At 72.2% G+C, this 14,978-nt stretch carries 12 protein-coding genes, 1 tRNA gene and 1 pseudogene; 11 read left to right on the top strand and 3 right to left on the bottom strand.

Features of this window, described 5'->3' with window-relative positions; translation table 11 throughout:
- Positions 1-5: 5 nt before the first annotated feature.
- Entirely contained in the window at positions 6-1,259 is a 1,254-nt protein-coding gene (locus tag IF29_RS0109950) for an arylsulfotransferase family protein (RefSeq protein ID WP_051725120.1), read from the top strand.
- Here the strand turns inward: IF29_RS0109950 and IF29_RS0109955 are convergent.
- The gene (locus tag IF29_RS0109955) at positions 1,229-2,644 is read right to left on the bottom strand and encodes an acyltransferase family protein (protein WP_198037357.1); all 1,416 of its coding nucleotides are present in this window, start codon (positions 2,642-2,644) and stop codon (positions 1,229-1,231) included. The two genes, IF29_RS0109950 and IF29_RS0109955, sit on opposite strands and share 31 nt — an antisense overlap.
- Before the next feature lie 82 nt (positions 2,645-2,726).
- On the opposite strand from IF29_RS0109955, the gene IF29_RS0109960 reads away from it, so the two are divergent.
- Positions 2,727-3,395, top strand: coding sequence for a GNAT family N-acetyltransferase (locus IF29_RS0109960; RefSeq protein ID WP_030252469.1), 669 nt, complete (start codon positions 2,727-2,729; stop codon positions 3,393-3,395).
- Here IF29_RS0109960 and IF29_RS0109965 read toward each other — a convergent pair.
- Entirely contained in the window at positions 3,373-4,551 is a 1,179-nt protein-coding gene (locus tag IF29_RS0109965) for a magnesium and cobalt transport protein CorA (protein WP_030252471.1), read from the bottom strand. The genes IF29_RS0109960 and IF29_RS0109965 overlap by 23 nt on opposite strands.
- A 555-nt stretch (positions 4,552-5,106) precedes the next feature.
- Between IF29_RS0109965 and IF29_RS0109970 the strand changes: the two genes are divergently transcribed.
- The 6 genes from IF29_RS0109970 (at position 5,107) to IF29_RS0109995 (ending at position 11,300) form a co-directional block, all read left to right on the top strand.
- Positions 5,107-6,003, top strand: a complete 897-nt coding sequence (locus IF29_RS0109970) for an alkaline phosphatase family protein (RefSeq protein WP_084713830.1) — start codon at positions 5,107-5,109, stop codon at positions 6,001-6,003.
- A gap of 26 nt (positions 6,004-6,029) precedes the next feature.
- The gene (locus IF29_RS0109975) at positions 6,030-7,238 is read left to right on the top strand and encodes an EfeM/EfeO family lipoprotein (protein ID WP_051725121.1); all 1,209 of its coding nucleotides are present in this window, start codon (positions 6,030-6,032) and stop codon (positions 7,236-7,238) included.
- The gene (efeB, locus tag IF29_RS0109980; RefSeq protein ID WP_030252476.1) at positions 7,235-8,482 is read left to right on the top strand and encodes an iron uptake transporter deferrochelatase/peroxidase subunit; all 1,248 of its coding nucleotides are present in this window, start codon (positions 7,235-7,237) and stop codon (positions 8,480-8,482) included. The genes IF29_RS0109975 and efeB overlap by 4 nt, the downstream gene beginning before the upstream one ends.
- Positions 8,483-8,593: 111 nt before the next feature.
- Positions 8,594-9,445, top strand: coding sequence for a MerR family transcriptional regulator (locus tag IF29_RS47485; protein WP_037594700.1), 852 nt, complete (start codon positions 8,594-8,596; stop codon positions 9,443-9,445).
- Between the two features lie 87 nt (positions 9,446-9,532).
- A tRNA-Met gene (locus IF29_RS0109990) sits at positions 9,533-9,606 on the top strand.
- Between the two features lie 170 nt (positions 9,607-9,776).
- Positions 9,777-11,300 carry a DEAD/DEAH box helicase gene (locus IF29_RS0109995; protein ID WP_030252479.1) on the top strand — a complete coding sequence of 508 codons (1,524 nt, stop codon included), beginning with the start codon at positions 9,777-9,779 and terminating at the stop codon, positions 11,298-11,300.
- A 101-nt stretch (positions 11,301-11,401) separates the two neighbouring features.
- Here the strand turns inward: IF29_RS0109995 and IF29_RS0110000 are convergent, their stop codons facing one another.
- Entirely contained in the window at positions 11,402-12,256 is an 855-nt protein-coding gene (locus IF29_RS0110000; RefSeq protein ID WP_051725122.1) for an RNA polymerase sigma factor SigF, read from the bottom strand.
- A gap of 493 nt (positions 12,257-12,749) precedes the next feature.
- Between IF29_RS0110000 and IF29_RS0110005 the strand changes: the two genes are divergently transcribed.
- The 3 genes and pseudogenes from IF29_RS0110005 to IF29_RS0110015 all read left to right on the top strand — a co-directional run.
- Entirely contained in the window at positions 12,750-13,331 is a 582-nt protein-coding gene (locus IF29_RS0110005; RefSeq protein WP_232242089.1) for a response regulator, read from the top strand.
- Complete coding sequence (locus IF29_RS0110010) at positions 13,328-14,548, top strand: sensor histidine kinase (RefSeq protein ID WP_037594701.1); 1,221 nt, start codon at positions 13,328-13,330, stop codon at positions 14,546-14,548. The genes IF29_RS0110005 and IF29_RS0110010 overlap by 4 nt, the downstream gene beginning before the upstream one ends.
- A gap of 43 nt (positions 14,549-14,591) precedes the next feature.
- A pseudogene (locus tag IF29_RS0110015) lies at positions 14,592-14,978 on the top strand (glucose-6-phosphate isomerase); the annotation flags it as partial.

Here is a 14,978-nt window from a genome sequence, read left to right on the forward strand (position 1 = left end):
CCGCCATGCCTGCGAACCAGCCCGACTCCCCTGCTGCAAAGTCCCGTTCACCGCGCCGCACCGGCATCGCCACCGGCGCGGCGGTCGCGGCGGCTGCCGCAGCTGTGATCTCCCTGCCCGGGAGCGCCGCCCACGCGGCCACCGCCACGCCGCTGTTCGGCCCGCTCCAGGTCACCACCGACAGCCCCCGCGCGGACAACGGTGACATCTTCCTGACCCCCACCAGCGCCACCGCCTCCGGGGTGGAGATCCTCAGCCCGGACGGCAGCAGGGTCGTCTGGTCGCACCTGGTACCCGCCGGTGAGACCGCCGCCGACTTTCGCGAGCAGACCTATCGCGGGCACCAGGTGCTGACCTGGTGGCAGGGGACCGGTCTCGGCGGCGTGGCTGCCGGAGAGGACGTGATCTACGACGAGAACTACCACCAGATCGCGACCGTCCGGGCAGGCAACGGATACTCCGCCGACGGGCACGAGTTCACCATCACGTCCAAGAACACCGCCCTGATCGTCTCCTACACCACCGCGACCGCCGACCTCACCTCGATCGGCGGCCGGGCCGACCAGGAGGTGATCGACGGCCTGGTGCAGGAGATCGACATCCGCACCGGCAAGGTCCTCTTCCAGTGGAACAGCGCCGACCACGTCCCCTACGGCCAGAGCGAGCAGCCGCTTCCGGCCTCGTCCTCGACGCCGTGGGACTGGTTCCACGTCAACGCCGTCAAGGTGGACACCGACGGCAACCTGCTGGTGGACGCCCGGGACACCTGGACCACCTACAAGGTCAACCGCCGGACCGGCCGGATCATCTGGCAGCTCGGCGGAAAGGCCAGCAGCTTCAAGCCGGTCGCCGCACCCGGGCAGTCCCTCAACACCGCAGGGACGATCTTCGCCTGGCAGCACGACCCTGAGCCGCTGGGCGGCGACCGCTACTCCGTCTTCGACAACGAGTCCGCAGGCACAGCCAATACGGGCCAGAACAGCCTGAGCGAACTGCCCTGGAGCCGCACGGTCACGGTGAAGCTGGATCTGAAGCACCGGGTGGCCACCCTGGTCTCGTCCAACGACTCCCCCGACCGGCTCAGCTCGCCCTCCCAGGGAGACGCTCAACCACTCTCGGGCGGGCACCAGTTCGTGGGCTGGGGAGCGCAGAACTACGTCTCGGAGTTCGACGCCCACGGCAAGCTCGTCTTCCAGGCCGAGCTGCCCGCCGAGATCTCCTACCGCGCCTACCGCTTCTCCTGGAAGCCCACCGTGTAGGACGTCTCTCCCCGCCGCACGACCTGGACTTCCGGGAGCGCTGGTTCGACGGCCTCGGCCTGTGCGGGCCGACCGCCACCAAGCTGCACGTTCCCTACGCCGTGAGGGCGGTCTGCAGCCGACCCGCTGACAGCGAGCACCACCAGCGCCGCGCCCAGCGCGAACAGCAGCGCGGGCAGTGGCTGGAACCGCCCCTGGTAGGCGAAGCCGGTCACTGCCCAGCGGGCCAGCGCCACCACACAGGCCACCAGTCCGAGACCGCCGAGCACCGGCCGGCGTACCGGCCCGTCCGGACGGGTCCTCAGATACGCCTGCGTCAGCCCCCGCTCCAGCGGCCGGAGCAACAGCACCAGCCCGACGAGCACTGTGCTGAGCAGCAGCAGCCACGGCAGCCTGAGCAGCCACCACAGCCCGGCGCCGTAGGCCGGCTCCGGGGCCAGGTCGGTCAGATACAGCGCCGCCGCCAGCACCAGTACCGGCACCATATGCCAGAGGTAGAGCGTCATGCTCGCCCCGCCCACCGGCCGTACCGACCGCCACACCCGGTCCCGCGCCAGCAGCCGCCGGGCTGCCGGGGCCAGCAGCAGGCACAGTCCGGTCTGTGCGACCGCCCAGGCCAGCATCGCCGCCGACGGGGGATTGGTGTTGCTCACGGTCTCGTCACTGACCAGGATCAGACTCACCGGGAACGGCCCGAACCCCACCAGCGCCGCGAACGCCGCCGCACCGCCCGCCGCCATGGCGAGCTGAGGCTGACGGGGCGTCAGCAGCCCGTCCCGCCAGCAGAATCCCAGCTGGTACGGCACGCCCCAGACCAGGACGTAGTCGACCAGTCCGACGTACGGGGTGTGCGCTGCCACGGTCAGCACATCGGCGACCACGGCCACCACGCCCATGGCCACCGGCACCAGCAGCCCCCAGCGCCGGTGCGCCGCGTGCAGTGCCGGCGTGAGGGCGCTGAGCAGCAGATACACCGGCAGGAACCAGAACTGCATCCCCAGCGCCCAGCCCACCAGCGCCAGCGTCCCCGGATCGACCCCTACCCCCGCGCAGACTGCCACCGCGAGCAGCACCAGCCCCGCGTACGCCGCCGTGGGCAGCAGCAGCCGCAGCGCCCGCCCACGCACCCACACCGCGGCCTCCCCGCTGGCGGCCGACCACCGCGCCCAGGAGCCGCCGGCCGCATACCCGCCGGCCAGGAAGAACAGCGGCATGATCTGGAAACCCAGGGTCAGCCACTGCGTCCAGTGAAGGGTGGCCAACAGCTCGGGCGCGCTGATGGTCCCGTCCGGCTGCCGCACCAGCCCGGTGATCAGCCAGTGCCCCAGCACCACCAGGCAGATCGCCAGTGCGCGCAGGAAGTCGATGTAGCGATCCCTCGTCATGTCGCGCATGCTGCCCCAGCACCGCACCCCACGACCCCGAAAACCAGGTGCCGCAACCAATCCGTGGCCGCAACAATGCCGCATGCTGACCAACCACTGGCCGCTGTCCGGTCTCCGCCTGCGCACTCCCCGTCTGGAGCTGCGCCTCCCCGACCATGAGGAACTGGCCGAACTCGGCGAGTTGGCGGCCCAGGGCGTGCACGACCCGTCCGTGATGCCGTTCACCGTCCCCTGGACGGACCTGCCCCCGGCCGAGCGGGCGAGGTCGGTCATGCAGTTCACCTGGCGTACCCTCGGCAATCTGACCCCCGAGAAGTGGCAGCTGCCCTTCGCGGTGTTCCACGAGGGACGCGTCGTGGGCCTCCAGGAGATCAGCGCAGAGCACCTGTCGGTGACCCGCGAGGTCGACACGGGCTCCTGGCTCGGTCGCGACCACCAGGGCAAGGGTCTTGGCACCGAGATGCGAGCCGCCGTACTGCACCTGGGCTTCACGGGCCTGGGCGCCGACTTCGCCACCTCCGGCGCCTTCTCCGACAACCACGCCTCGCAGGCCGTCTCCCGCAAGCTCGGCTACGAACCCGACGGCATCACCCGCCTCGCCGTCCGCGGCGAACCGGTCACCTGCCAGCGCCTCCGCCTCACCCGCGCCCGCTGGCAGCAGACCCCCCACCCGGCTACCACCATCGAAGGCCTCGAACCCTGCCTGCCGCTCCTCGGTGCCCCCGGCCCTACAGCCAGTTGCGGCGCTTGAAGATGACGTAGAGGCCGCCGCAGACCACGCCCATCAGGGCGATGGCGAAGGGGTAGCCGAAGGCCCACTTGAGTTCGGGCATCTCGCGGAAGTTCATGCCGTAAACGGTGCCGATCAGGGTGGGGGCGAAGAGGATGGCGGCCCAGGAGGAGATCTTCTTGATCTCGTCGTTCTGGGCGTGGCCGGCTTCGGCGAGCTGCTTCATCTCCTCGTTCTGGGCCTGCGAGACCAGGGTCGCGTTGACGGTGAGGATGTTCTGGAGCATCTGGCGGAAGCCGTCCACGCGTTCGGCGGCGGTGGTGGCGTGGTCGGCGACGTCGCGGAGGTAGCGCTGGAGTTCCTCGTCGGTGCCGTACTTCTGGAAGCCGCCGGCGAGGTTGCGCATGATCTCCAGCAGCGGCCGGGTGGCCCGCTGGAACTCGATGACCTCGCGGGAGAGTTCGTAGATGCGCCGGGAGACCTGCTTGTCGCCGCGGAAGACCTCGGTCTCGATCTCGTCGATGTCGTGCTGCAGGCCGGCGATGACCGGCGCGTAGCCGTCCACCACGGCGTCGAGGACCGCGTACAGCACCGCTTCCGGCCCCAGCGCCAGCAGTTCGGGGTCGGCCTCCAGTCGGCGGCGCACCGCGGACAGGTCGGGGGACTGGGAGTGACGGACCGTCAGCACGAAGTCGGGGCCGACGAAGAGGTGGATCTCGCCGAAGTCGACCTCCTCCACGTCGTCCAGGTAGCGGGCCGCGCGCAGCACTACGAACAGGGTGTCGCCGTAGCGCTCCAGCTTGGGCCGCTGGTGGGCGACGATGGCGTCCTCGACCGCCAACTCGTGCAGGCCGAACCGCTCGGCGGCCTCCAGCAACTGGGACTCGGCCGGGCGGAACAGGCCGATCCAGGCCATGCTGCCGGGCTTGCCGGGGATCTGCTGGTAGATGTCGGACAGGCTGGTGGGCGTGGCGATCCGCACGCCCTCCCGGTAGACCGCGGCGTCGACGACGGAGCGCTCCAGCGACACCGCGTCCGGCCTGGGCTCCTGCCGGGGGTCCATCGAGTGCTCCGGAGCCCGCTCGGCCGAGGTCGAGCCGGGGGTGCGGGCGGGTGCCGCCGGACGGGTGAAGGGCCGCTTGCTCGCGCGGACCGCACGTACACGCCATTCGGACATCTCAGGAACCTCCATGGAGTAGGTCCGCCGTGACGCTGCACCTGCTCGCCCGCTCCCGGCGCGGGACGGCGCGGGGCAGAACGGGGCAGGGACCGTACGGCAGAACGGCACCCGGGGTCTTCCGTGCGGCAGGCGACCAGGAAGAGGTCAGTCGTGGACCGGACGCGGGTCCGCATGCGGACGCGTTCCGGGGCGGTGCACGGACCGGGGGCCGAGGGGAGAGGGGAACAGTCGGGGGCGGGGCCGACTTCGACCCGGACTACTGCACTCCACTGCTCTCACCTCCTCACCGCCGGGGCGCCGTCAGCGCCGACCGGGCGTGGGGCCGGCCGTCATCGGCGGCGCCCTCACCTTCACACCAAGTTCCGCAGTCTAGACCCGTTGTAGCAGCTCGTGCCCCCGGGGTCATATCGCGGGCATCGCCCCCGCCCCCAAAATGACATGACCAATTCACCGTATCCGGATTGTTCGTACCGCTCCGGGTTACCCCGGCTCCCTACGCTGACCTGCGCAGCAGCGCTCTGCCGCCGCCCCCTCTTCACCGTGGAGCCCGTCATGCGTCTGAGGTCCCGCTCGCTCGCCCCGCTCGCCGCCGCGACCGCCGCGGCCGTCGCCCTCGGCGTGGCAGCAGTCCAGACCCACGCCACGCCCGCCACCACCCCGGTCGCCACCAAGGCGGTCGCCAGCACCGTGCCCACCCCGGCCCACGTCGTGGTGGTGATGGAGGAGAACCACTCCTACTCCGACATCATCGGCAACAGCAGCGCCCCCTACTTCAACTCCCTGGCCGGCCAGGGCGCGCTGCTCACCTCGTCCTACGCGGTGACCCACCCCAGCGAGCCCAACTACATGGCGCTGTTCGCCGGCAGCACCTTCGGCCTGAGCTCCGACGCCTGCCCGGTGAGCGAGGGCACCACCGCCAACCTCGGCTCCGAGCTGCTGGCCGCCGGCGACACCTTCAAGGGCTATTCCGAGGGCCTGCCCTCCACCGGCTCCACCACCTGCAGCTCCGGGAAGTACGCCAGGAAGCACTCGCCCTGGATCAACTTCAGCAACGTCCCGACCGCCGACTCGCTGCCGTTCACCTCCTTCCCGACCAGCAGCTCCGGCTACGCGAGCCTGCCGACGCTGTCGTTCGTGATCCCCAACCTCAACGACGACATGCACGACGGCACCATCGCCGCCGCCGACACCTGGCTGAACAGCAAGATGTCCGCCTACGCGACCTGGGCCAAGGCCAACAACAGCCTGCTGATCGTCACCTGGGACGAGGACGACTACACCGAGAGCAACCAGGTCCCCACCATCATCGTCGGCCAGTCGGTCAAGACCGGCACCTACGACGAGACCGTGAACCACTACAACCTGCTGGCGACCCTGGAGCAGATGTACGGGCTGAAGGCGGTCGGCAACAGCGCCTCCGCCACCGCGATCACCGACATCTGGAACTGACACAGGGACTGGAACAGCACCGGACCATGCGCCGACCCCCGCTCCGCGCCGCAGCGGCCGCACTGACCGCGGCGACGGTGATCGCCCTGCTCGGCGTCGCCGTCTCCGACGCCGCGGACGCTCCCGCCGCACCCGTGATCACCGTCAGCGAGAGCGGTTGCGGCGCGGAGTGGGCCGCCGCCACGGACGGGCACGCCGGGCACCTGGTGCTGCGCCTCAGCGACACCGCCCGCGACCCGGCCGAGGTCTATCTGATCGCCCCCGGCAGCGGCGACGTCTACGCCGAAGTGCTGTCGCTGCTGCCCGGGGTGCCCAGGACCCTCTCCACCACCCTGGACGGCGGCAGCTACGCGCTGCGCTGCGTGTTCACCGACGGCCAGGTGCGGACCTCCCCGAGCCGCACCCTCAGTGGCACCGTCGCCGACGCGGTGGCCGGCGTCCCGCCGCTGCCCGACCTGGACCTGGGCGCCCCGGTGACGGCCTATCGCGCCTACGTCACCGCGGCGCTGCCCGGGCTGCTCGCCGCCAGCCGCCGGCTCGACGCCGACCTGGCCGCCGGCGACCTGGCCCGGGCCCGCGCCGACTGGCTGCCCGCGCATCTGGACTACGAGCGGCTGGGCGCCGCCTACAACTCCTTCGGCGACTTCGACGGCGCCATCGACGGCACCGCCGACGGCCTGCCGGGCGGCACCGCGGATCCCTCCTGGACCGGCTTCCACCGGATCGAGTACGGCCTGTGGCACGGCCAGGGCGCCGCCGTGCTGCGTCCGCTCGGCAGCGGGCTGGTCAAGGACGTGCAGGACATGATCGCCGACTTTCCCAGCGCCGACACCGACCCCGGCGACCTGCCGCTGCGCAGCCACGAGATCCTGGAGAACGCCCTGCAGTTCCAGCTCACCGGCGCCTCCGACTACGGCAGCGGCACCGCGCTGGCGACGCTGCAGGCCAATGTGCAGGGGACCAGGGCGGTGCTCGGCACCCTCACCGCGCTGATCACCCCGCGCGACCCGGCACTGCTCCCCGCCGTCGACGCCGGACTGTCCGCGCTCGACGCCGACCTCGCCGCCTGCCGGACCGCTCCCGGGGGGCCGTCGGACGGCAGCCCCACGGACGGCTGGACCGCCCCGGCCGCCCTGTCGCTGACGCAGCGTCAGTGGCTCGACAGCGCCCTGGGTGGACTGCTGGAACAGCTGTCCACCGTCCCCGACCTGCTCCAGGGAAGGCCCTCCGCATGAGCCCCTCGTCCGAGCCGCTGCGCCGCCGCTCCTTCCTGCGCGGGGCCGCGGTGGGCACCGCGGTCGGGGTGGGCGCGCTGGGCGTGGAGCGGGCTGCGGCGGCCGGGTCCGACGGCGGTGACACCGATCCGGCCGGGCGCCGCATCCCCTTCGAGGGGCCGCACCAGGCCGGGATCACCACCCCGCAGCAGGCCGCCGCGACCTTCGCCTCCTTCGATGTCACCGCCGTTGACAGGGCCGCCCTGCGCGAGCTGTTCCGCACCCTCACCGACCGGATCCGCTTCCTGACCGCCGGCGGCACCCCGCCGGACGTGAGCGTCGCCTCGGTACCCGCCGACAGCGCCACCCTCGGCCCGGACGTACCCGCCGACGGGCTGACCGTCACCGTCGGAGTCGGCTCCTCGCTCTTCGACGCCCGCTACGGCCTGGCCGCCCGCAGACCGGCCCGGCTCAAGCCGATGCCGGTGTTCCCCAACGACCACCTGGCCGGGTCGACGGAGCTGCACGGCGATCTGTCGATCCAGTTCTGCGCCGACTCCCGGGACACCGTGATGCACGCGCTGCGCGACATCGCCAAGCACACCCGCTCCGGCATGCAGCTCAACTGGAAGGCCGACGGCTTCCACGCCGCCCCCCGTCCCACCGGCGCGCAGCGCAACCAGCTCGGCTTCAAGGACGGCATCGCCAACCCGGACGTGGCCACCGCAGCGGTGGCCGACGCCCTGCTGTGGACCAGGGGCGGCGTCGGCGGCGAGCCCGCCTGGGCCGAGGGCGGCAGCTACCAGGTCGTCAGGATCATCCGGATGCTGGTGGAGTTCTGGGACCGGGTCTCGCTGCGCGAGCAGGAGACCATGATCGGCCGCCGCCGCGACACCGGCGCCCCGCTGGACGGCAACCGGGAGACCGACATCCCCGACTACGCCGCCGACCCCCAGGGCATCGCCGTCCCGATGAGCGCGCACATCCGCCTGGCCAACCCCCGGACCAGGGCCACCGCCGCCCAGCAGATCCTGCGCCGCGGCTACAACTACGACCGCGGCGTGGACGTCAACGGCAACCTCGACGTCGGCCTGCTCTTCTGCAGCTACCAGCAGGACGTGGTCCGGCAGTTCGAGGCGGTCCAGGCCAGGCTCGCCGACGAGCCGCTGGTGGACTACATCCAGCCCACCGGCGGCGGCTACTTCTTCGCCCTGCCCGGGGTCCGCGACGGGTCCGACTTCCTCGGTGCGGGCATGCTGTCCTGACGGCCTTGACCTTGTCCCAGGGGGAAGGCCCAGCATCGTGGTGACCGGGCAGAAGGCCCGGGACGAGGAAGTCCGGTACCGACAAGTCCGGTACGGGGGAGGGGGACGGCCATGGAGCTCTGGACCATCGGAGCCTTCGCCAAGGCGGCCCGCCTGTCACCGAAGGCCCTGCGGCTGTACGACGAGCTGGAACTGCTGGTCCCCGCGCACACCGACCCGGTGTCCGGCTACCGCCGCTACAGCCAGGACCAGCTGGCCCGGGCCCGGCTGGTGGCCAGACTGCGCCGGGTCGGGATGCCGCTGGCCCGGATCCGCGAGGTCTGCGACCTGCCGCGGGGCGAGGCGGCGAAGGCCGTGTCCGGCTACTGGGACGAGGTCGAGGCGGAGCAGCAGCAGCGCCGCGACATCGTCCGCTTCCTCGTCGAGACGCTCTCGGAGGGATCCACCATGCTGCCCGTCGCAGTACGCGAAATGCCGGCGCGCACCCTGATCTGCTCGCTGCGCCATGTCACGTCGGCCGAGATCAACGACTTCACCGTGGAGATGGTGGTCCGCCTCGGCGACGGCACCGTCCCCGGGCTCGCCGGGATGGAGGGAGCGCCCTTCTTCATCTACCACGGTGAGGTGGACGAGGACTCGGACGGCCCGATCGAGTGGTGCCGTCCGATCCCGGACGAGGCGGCCGAGGCGATGGCGGCCCGCTTCCCGGACCTGACGATCCGCCAGGATCCGGCGCACCGCGAGGCCTACGTCCGGCTCACCCGTCGGGAGCTGTCGCCGGCCGACGGGATGCGGGCCGGGGAGACCCTGGAGGCCTGGATCACCGCGCAGGACGAGGTGCTGTCCCCGCGCGGCCCGTTCCGCCAGGTCTTCTTCGCCGACCCCCGGGGTGTGACCCCGGACACCCCGGTCAGCGACGTGATCGCGCCGCTGCCACCGCTCGTCGCGACCGCGGCCGGCTGACCACGACCGTCCCCGAACCGTCCGCGACCGTCCGCGGCCGCCCTGCTCCGAGCTGATCGTCCCGCTCTGGTACAGTTGAGTTACCGACGCGGGGTGGAGCAGCTCGGTAGCTCGCTGGGCTCATAACCCAGAGGTCGCAGGTTCAAATCCTGTCCCCGCTACTTGAACTCTGTAGGCCCGGCGTTCTCGCTGGGCCTGCAGAGTTTTGCGTGTGATTCAGATCACGCCCCTGCGGAGAACTCTCCGCCGCCCCCTGGCTCGTTCTTGCGATCCTCCGCGCCCAGCGCTGCGGAGCTCTCCTCGAAGCGTGCCGCTACGAGGAAGGTTCTCCGTGAACCATCGCACCAGCCGTTCCAATGACCAGCGTCCCGCCACCCGCTTCGGCCGTCCCACCGGGACGAGCACCCGCAGCGGTGGTGGCGGCGGCGGGCAGTTCCGTGGCCGCCCGCAGCAGGGCGCCCCGCGCCGCCGTCAGAACACGGCCCCGCAGGGCGAGTTCGAGATGCCCGTCAGCACCACCCCGGCGCTTCCCCCGGTCGCCGCCTTCAGCGAGCTGGAGATGCCCAGCGGCCTGCTGGCCACGCTGACCCGCGAGGGCGTCACCGAGCCGTTCCCGATCCAGGCGGCGACCCTGCCCAACGCCCTGGCCGGACGCGACGTCCTCGGCCGCGGTCGCACCGGCTCCGGCAAGACCCTGGCCTTCGGCCTGGCCCTGCTGGCCCGCACCGCCGGCCGGCGCGCCGAGCCCAAGGCCCCGCTGGCCCTGGTGCTGGTGCCGACCCGCGAGCTGGCCCAGCAGGTCGCCGACGCGCTCACCCCCTACGCCACCGCCGTGAACCTGCGGCTCACCACGGTCGTCGGCGGCATGTCCATCGGCCGCCAGGCCGGTTCGCTGCGCCGCGGCGTCGAGGTGCTGATCGCCACCCCCGGCCGGCTCAAGGACCTCATCGACCGCGGCGACGCCCGGCTGGACCGGGTCGCCATCAGCGTCCTGGACGAGGCCGACCAGATGGCCGACATGGGCTTCCTGCCGCAGGTCACCAATCTGCTGGAGCAGGTCCGCCCGGACGGCCAGACGATGCTGTTCTCGGCCACCCTGGACCGCAACGTGGACCGCCTGGTGCGCCGCTTCCTCAGCGACCCGGTCACCCATTCGGTCGATCCCTCGGCCGGCGCCGTGACCACCATGGAGCACCACGTGCTCTATGTCGCCGACGCCGACAAGCGCGCCGTGACCGTGGAGATCGCCGCCCGCGAGGGCCGGGTGATCATGTTCATGGACACCAAGCACGCCACCGACAAGCTGGCCAAGGAGCTGCTCGCCAACGGCGTCCGCGCGGCCTCGCTGCACGGCGGCAAGTCCCAGCCGCAGCGCAACCGGGTGCTGGAGCAGTTCAAGGACGGCCACATCACCGCCCTGGTCGCCACCAACGTCGCCGCCCGCGGCATCCACGTGGACAACCTGGACCTGGTCGTCAACGTCGACCCGCCCACCGACCACAAGGACTACCTGCACCGCGGCGGCCGCACCGCCCGCGCTGGGGAGTCCGGCACCGTGGTCACCCTGGTGCTGTCCAACCAGCGCCGGGAGATGGCGCGGCTGATGGCCGACGCCGGGATCACCCCCAACAACGACCGGGTCCGGGCCGGCGACGCCGAGCTGGCCCGGATCACCGGCGCCCGCAAGCCCAGCGGCGTCCCGGTGGTCGTCACCGCGCCCGCCCCCGCCGTGCCCGCGCAGGGACCCCGTGGCCCCCGCGGCGGTTCCGGCCGCAGCGGTGGCAGTGGCGGCAACGGCGGCCGCCGCCCGCGCCGTCCCTCCGGCCAGGGCCAGCGCCCCAGCCGCGCGGCCTAGGACAGCCGCACGAGGGCCCCGAACCGCAGCAGGCGGTTCGGGGCCCTCGGTCTGTCACGGGTGTCCCGGCTGTCCCGGGCACGGCACGGGCGCTCCGAGCGTCAGTCCTCGGCCAGCAGTCCGGCCCGCAGCCTGCCCAGGGTCCGGGTCAGCAGCCGCGACACGTGCATCTGCGAGAGCCCCAGTTCGGCGCCGATCTCCGACTGGGTGAGGTCGGAGCCGAAGCGCAGCGACAGGATCTGCCGGTCCCGCGGCGAGAGCTCCGCGATCAGCGGCCGCAGCGACTCGTGGTTCTCGACCCGGGCCATACCGGGGTCCTCGTAGCCGATCCGTTCGCCGCGCGAGCCCTCGCCCTCCTCGGCCGCCGCGTCCAGCGACCCGGCCGAGTAGGCCAGGCCGGCCCGCTGCCCCTCCTCCACCTCGGCCTCGGTCAGGCCCAGCCGGGCCGCCAGCTCGGCGGTGGTCGGGGTCCGGTCCAGCTCCTGCTGCAGCGCGTCGGTGGCCCTGGCCAGCTCCAGCCGCAGCTCCTGGAGCCGCCGCGGGACCCGTACGGCCCAGCTGGTGTCGCGGAAGAAGCGCTTGATCTCGCCGGTGACGGTGGGCAGCGCGAAGGTGGTGAACTCCAGGCCGCGTCCGGGGTCGAACCGGTTGATGGCCTTGATCAGACCGATGGTGCCGACCTGGATGATGTCCGCCATCGGCTCGCTGCGGGTGCGGAACCGCGCGGCGGCGAACTTCACCAGCGCCATGTTCAGCTCGACCAGGGTGTTCCGCACGTAGGCGTACTGCGGAGTGCCTTCCTCCAGCTGGCCCAGGCGGTCGAACAGCAGCCGTGACAGCACCCGCGCGTCCTCGGGCGACACCGTCGACGGTTCCGGGATCTCGGGGAGTCCGGCCGGGGCCGGTCCTGCCGGGGCCGAGGTCCTCCACGCCACCGTGCGTACCGTCTGCCGCATACCAAGCTCCTTCGTCGGGATTCGGTCCGCATGGCTGGCTGCCATGCTCCGGCCGCGTGTGATGAGCTGTTCCGTCGTGCCCTACCCGGGATGCCTTCCGCCCAAGCATGGCACGGCCCGGGCCCATGCCAAAGGCGGGCACCCCCCCGTGGTGCCCGCCGACGCGCCGTTGCCGGCGCCAGGGGCCCATCCTGGTCGTACCCGAACCTCCGGACCACCCCCGACCAGGGGTTGTCCGCCCACCGACCGGGGGGCGGAGCGGGGGTGGGCCTCCGGCCGCCGCGGATTCGCCCAGCGCTGGAGCCTGGGGTACGGTCACGCGGTACTCCCAGGTCAACGAGGTGTTGAAGCGACGCCGGAACGGCGCGCCGCCGGTGGAGCAATGTCAGAGAATCGTCCAGGACAGGTCCTTTTGCCCCCTCAGTCAGCCAGCAGCCTCCCGCTCCGGATCGCCATCGTCGACGACGAGGCGCTGATCCGGTCCGGCCTCGCCATGATCCTGGGCTCCGCCCCGGACATCGAGGTGGTGGCGACCTGCTCCGGGACCGACGCGCTGAACGTGGTCAGGGAGCAGCGCCCGGACGTGGTGCTGCTGGACATCCGGATGCCCGACGTGGACGGACTGACCCTGCTGCGCCGGCTGCGGGCGCTGCCCGAACCGCCGGAGGTCGCCATGCTCACCACCTTCGACACCGACGAGTACCTGGACCAGGCGCTGCGGCTGGGCGCCGGCGGCTTCCTGCTCAAGGACACCGAGCCGGACGTGCTGGCCCGCTCGGTCCGGGCGGTGGCCACCGGCGCCGGCTGCCTGTCGGCGCCGCTGCTGCGGCGGCTGCGGGCGGCCGAACGCCGCGGCGGCGTGCGCGGCGGCGAGATCATCGGGGCGCTGAGCGAGCGGGAGCTGCAGGTGCTGGGCTTCCTGGGGCAGGGGCTGTCCAACATCGAGATAGGCGCGCGGATGCACCTGGGCGCGGCGACGGTCAAGGACTACGTCAGCGCGGTGCTCACCAAGCTCGGGGTGGCCAACCGGATCCAGGCGGCGGTCCTGGCCGAGCGGGCCGGACTGCTCGAATGACCGGGCCGCGCAGCGTCCCCGCGCTCTGGCGCCGGCTGCCCCGGCGGGTGCGCCAGGCGCTGGTGACCCTGGTCCTGGTGGCCGCGTCCACCGTCGACGCCCTGCTGAACTTCCCGCCACCGCGCGACTGGACCTTCACCGTCTCCATCGTGTCGGCGGCCTCGCTGCTGTTCTGGCGCCGGTTCCCGCGGCTGGTGCTGCTGGTGGTGCTGCCGGGGCTGTACGCGGGCACGGCCGTGCTGGCGGCCATGGCCGCCCTCTACAGCCTGGCCCGCACGCCCCGCCCGCACTGGCAGGTGTACCTCGGCGCGGGGCTGGTCGGCCTCGGCCTGTTCGTCCCCTGGCCGCTGCACCAGTTCACCGTGGAGACGCTGAGCGACCACACCCAGGACCTGATCTACGCGGTGATGCTGGCGGCCGGTCCGGCGGCGCTGGGACTGCTGGCGCGCACCAGGGAGGCGCTGTCCGAGCGGGTCGCCGAGCTGGCGACGCTGCGGGACCAAGAACGGGAGCTGCACGCCGAGACGGTGTTGGCCCGGGAGCGGGCCAGGATCGCCAGGGAGATGCACGACGTGGTCTCGCACCAGGCCGGACTGATCGCGGTGCAGGCCGGCGCGCTCCAGGTGACCGCGAAGGACCCGGAGGTCCGGGCCACTGCGGGCACCCTGCGCGGGCTGGCGGTGGCCACCCTGGAGGAGCTGCGCAGCATGATTCTGGTGCTGCGCGCGGCCGGCGCCGGACCCACCGAGCTGGCTCCGCAGCCCCGGCTGGCCGACCTGCCGCGGCTGGTGGCCGACTCGGACGTGGACGCCGAGCTGCGGCTGCCGGGCCCGGTGCCGCCGGCGCTGCCCGAGCCGGTGGAGCGCGCCGCCTACCGGACGGTGCAGGAGGCGCTGACCAATGTGCGCAAGCACGCCCCCGGCGCCCGCACCGAGGTGGAGCTGCGCTGCGTCTGGCCGAACGGCGGTCCCCCGGGCGGTGAGTCCTCGGCCGGGGAACGGCTGGTGGTCTCGGTGGTGAACGGCCCGCCAACACTGGTCCGGGACGGCACCGATCTGTCCGACCTGCCGCGCGGCGGGCACGGCCTGATCGGCCTGCGGGAGCGCGCGACCCTGCTCGGCGGCAGCTTCACCAGCGGCGTCACCTCGGAGGGGGGCTTCGCCGTACGGCTCAGCCTGCCGATCGTCGGTCCGCCCGAGGAGGAGCGCGCGGGATAGGCTCGGGCACGTACCGAACCTCTGCAGGAATGGAGTCAACGCGATGTCCGAGGGAACCCGTTCCGACCGGCTGCCGCTGGATCGGTCTCCGGAGTGGGCGGAGTTGGGAAAGCACCGGGCCGAGTTGGGTGAGGTGCACCTGCGGGAGCTGTTCGCCGCGGACGCCGGTCGTGGTGAGCGGTACAGCCTGCGGGTGGGGGATCTGTACCTGGACTACTCCAAGCACCTGGTGACCGATGAGACGCTGGGGCTGTTGCGGCAGTTGGCGGCGGCGCGCGGGGTGTTCGAGTTGCGGGACGCGATGTTCCGCGGCGAGAAGATCAACATCACCGAGGACCGGGCGGTGCTGCACACCGCGCTGCGGGCCCCGCGGGACGCGGTGGTCGAGGTCGACGGGGTGAACGTGGTGCCCGGTGTGCACGCGGTGCTG

The sequence above is a fragment of the Streptacidiphilus jeojiense genome (assembly GCF_000719095.1).
Lineage (GTDB): Bacteria > Actinomycetota > Actinomycetes > Streptomycetales > Streptomycetaceae > Streptacidiphilus > Streptacidiphilus jeojiensis.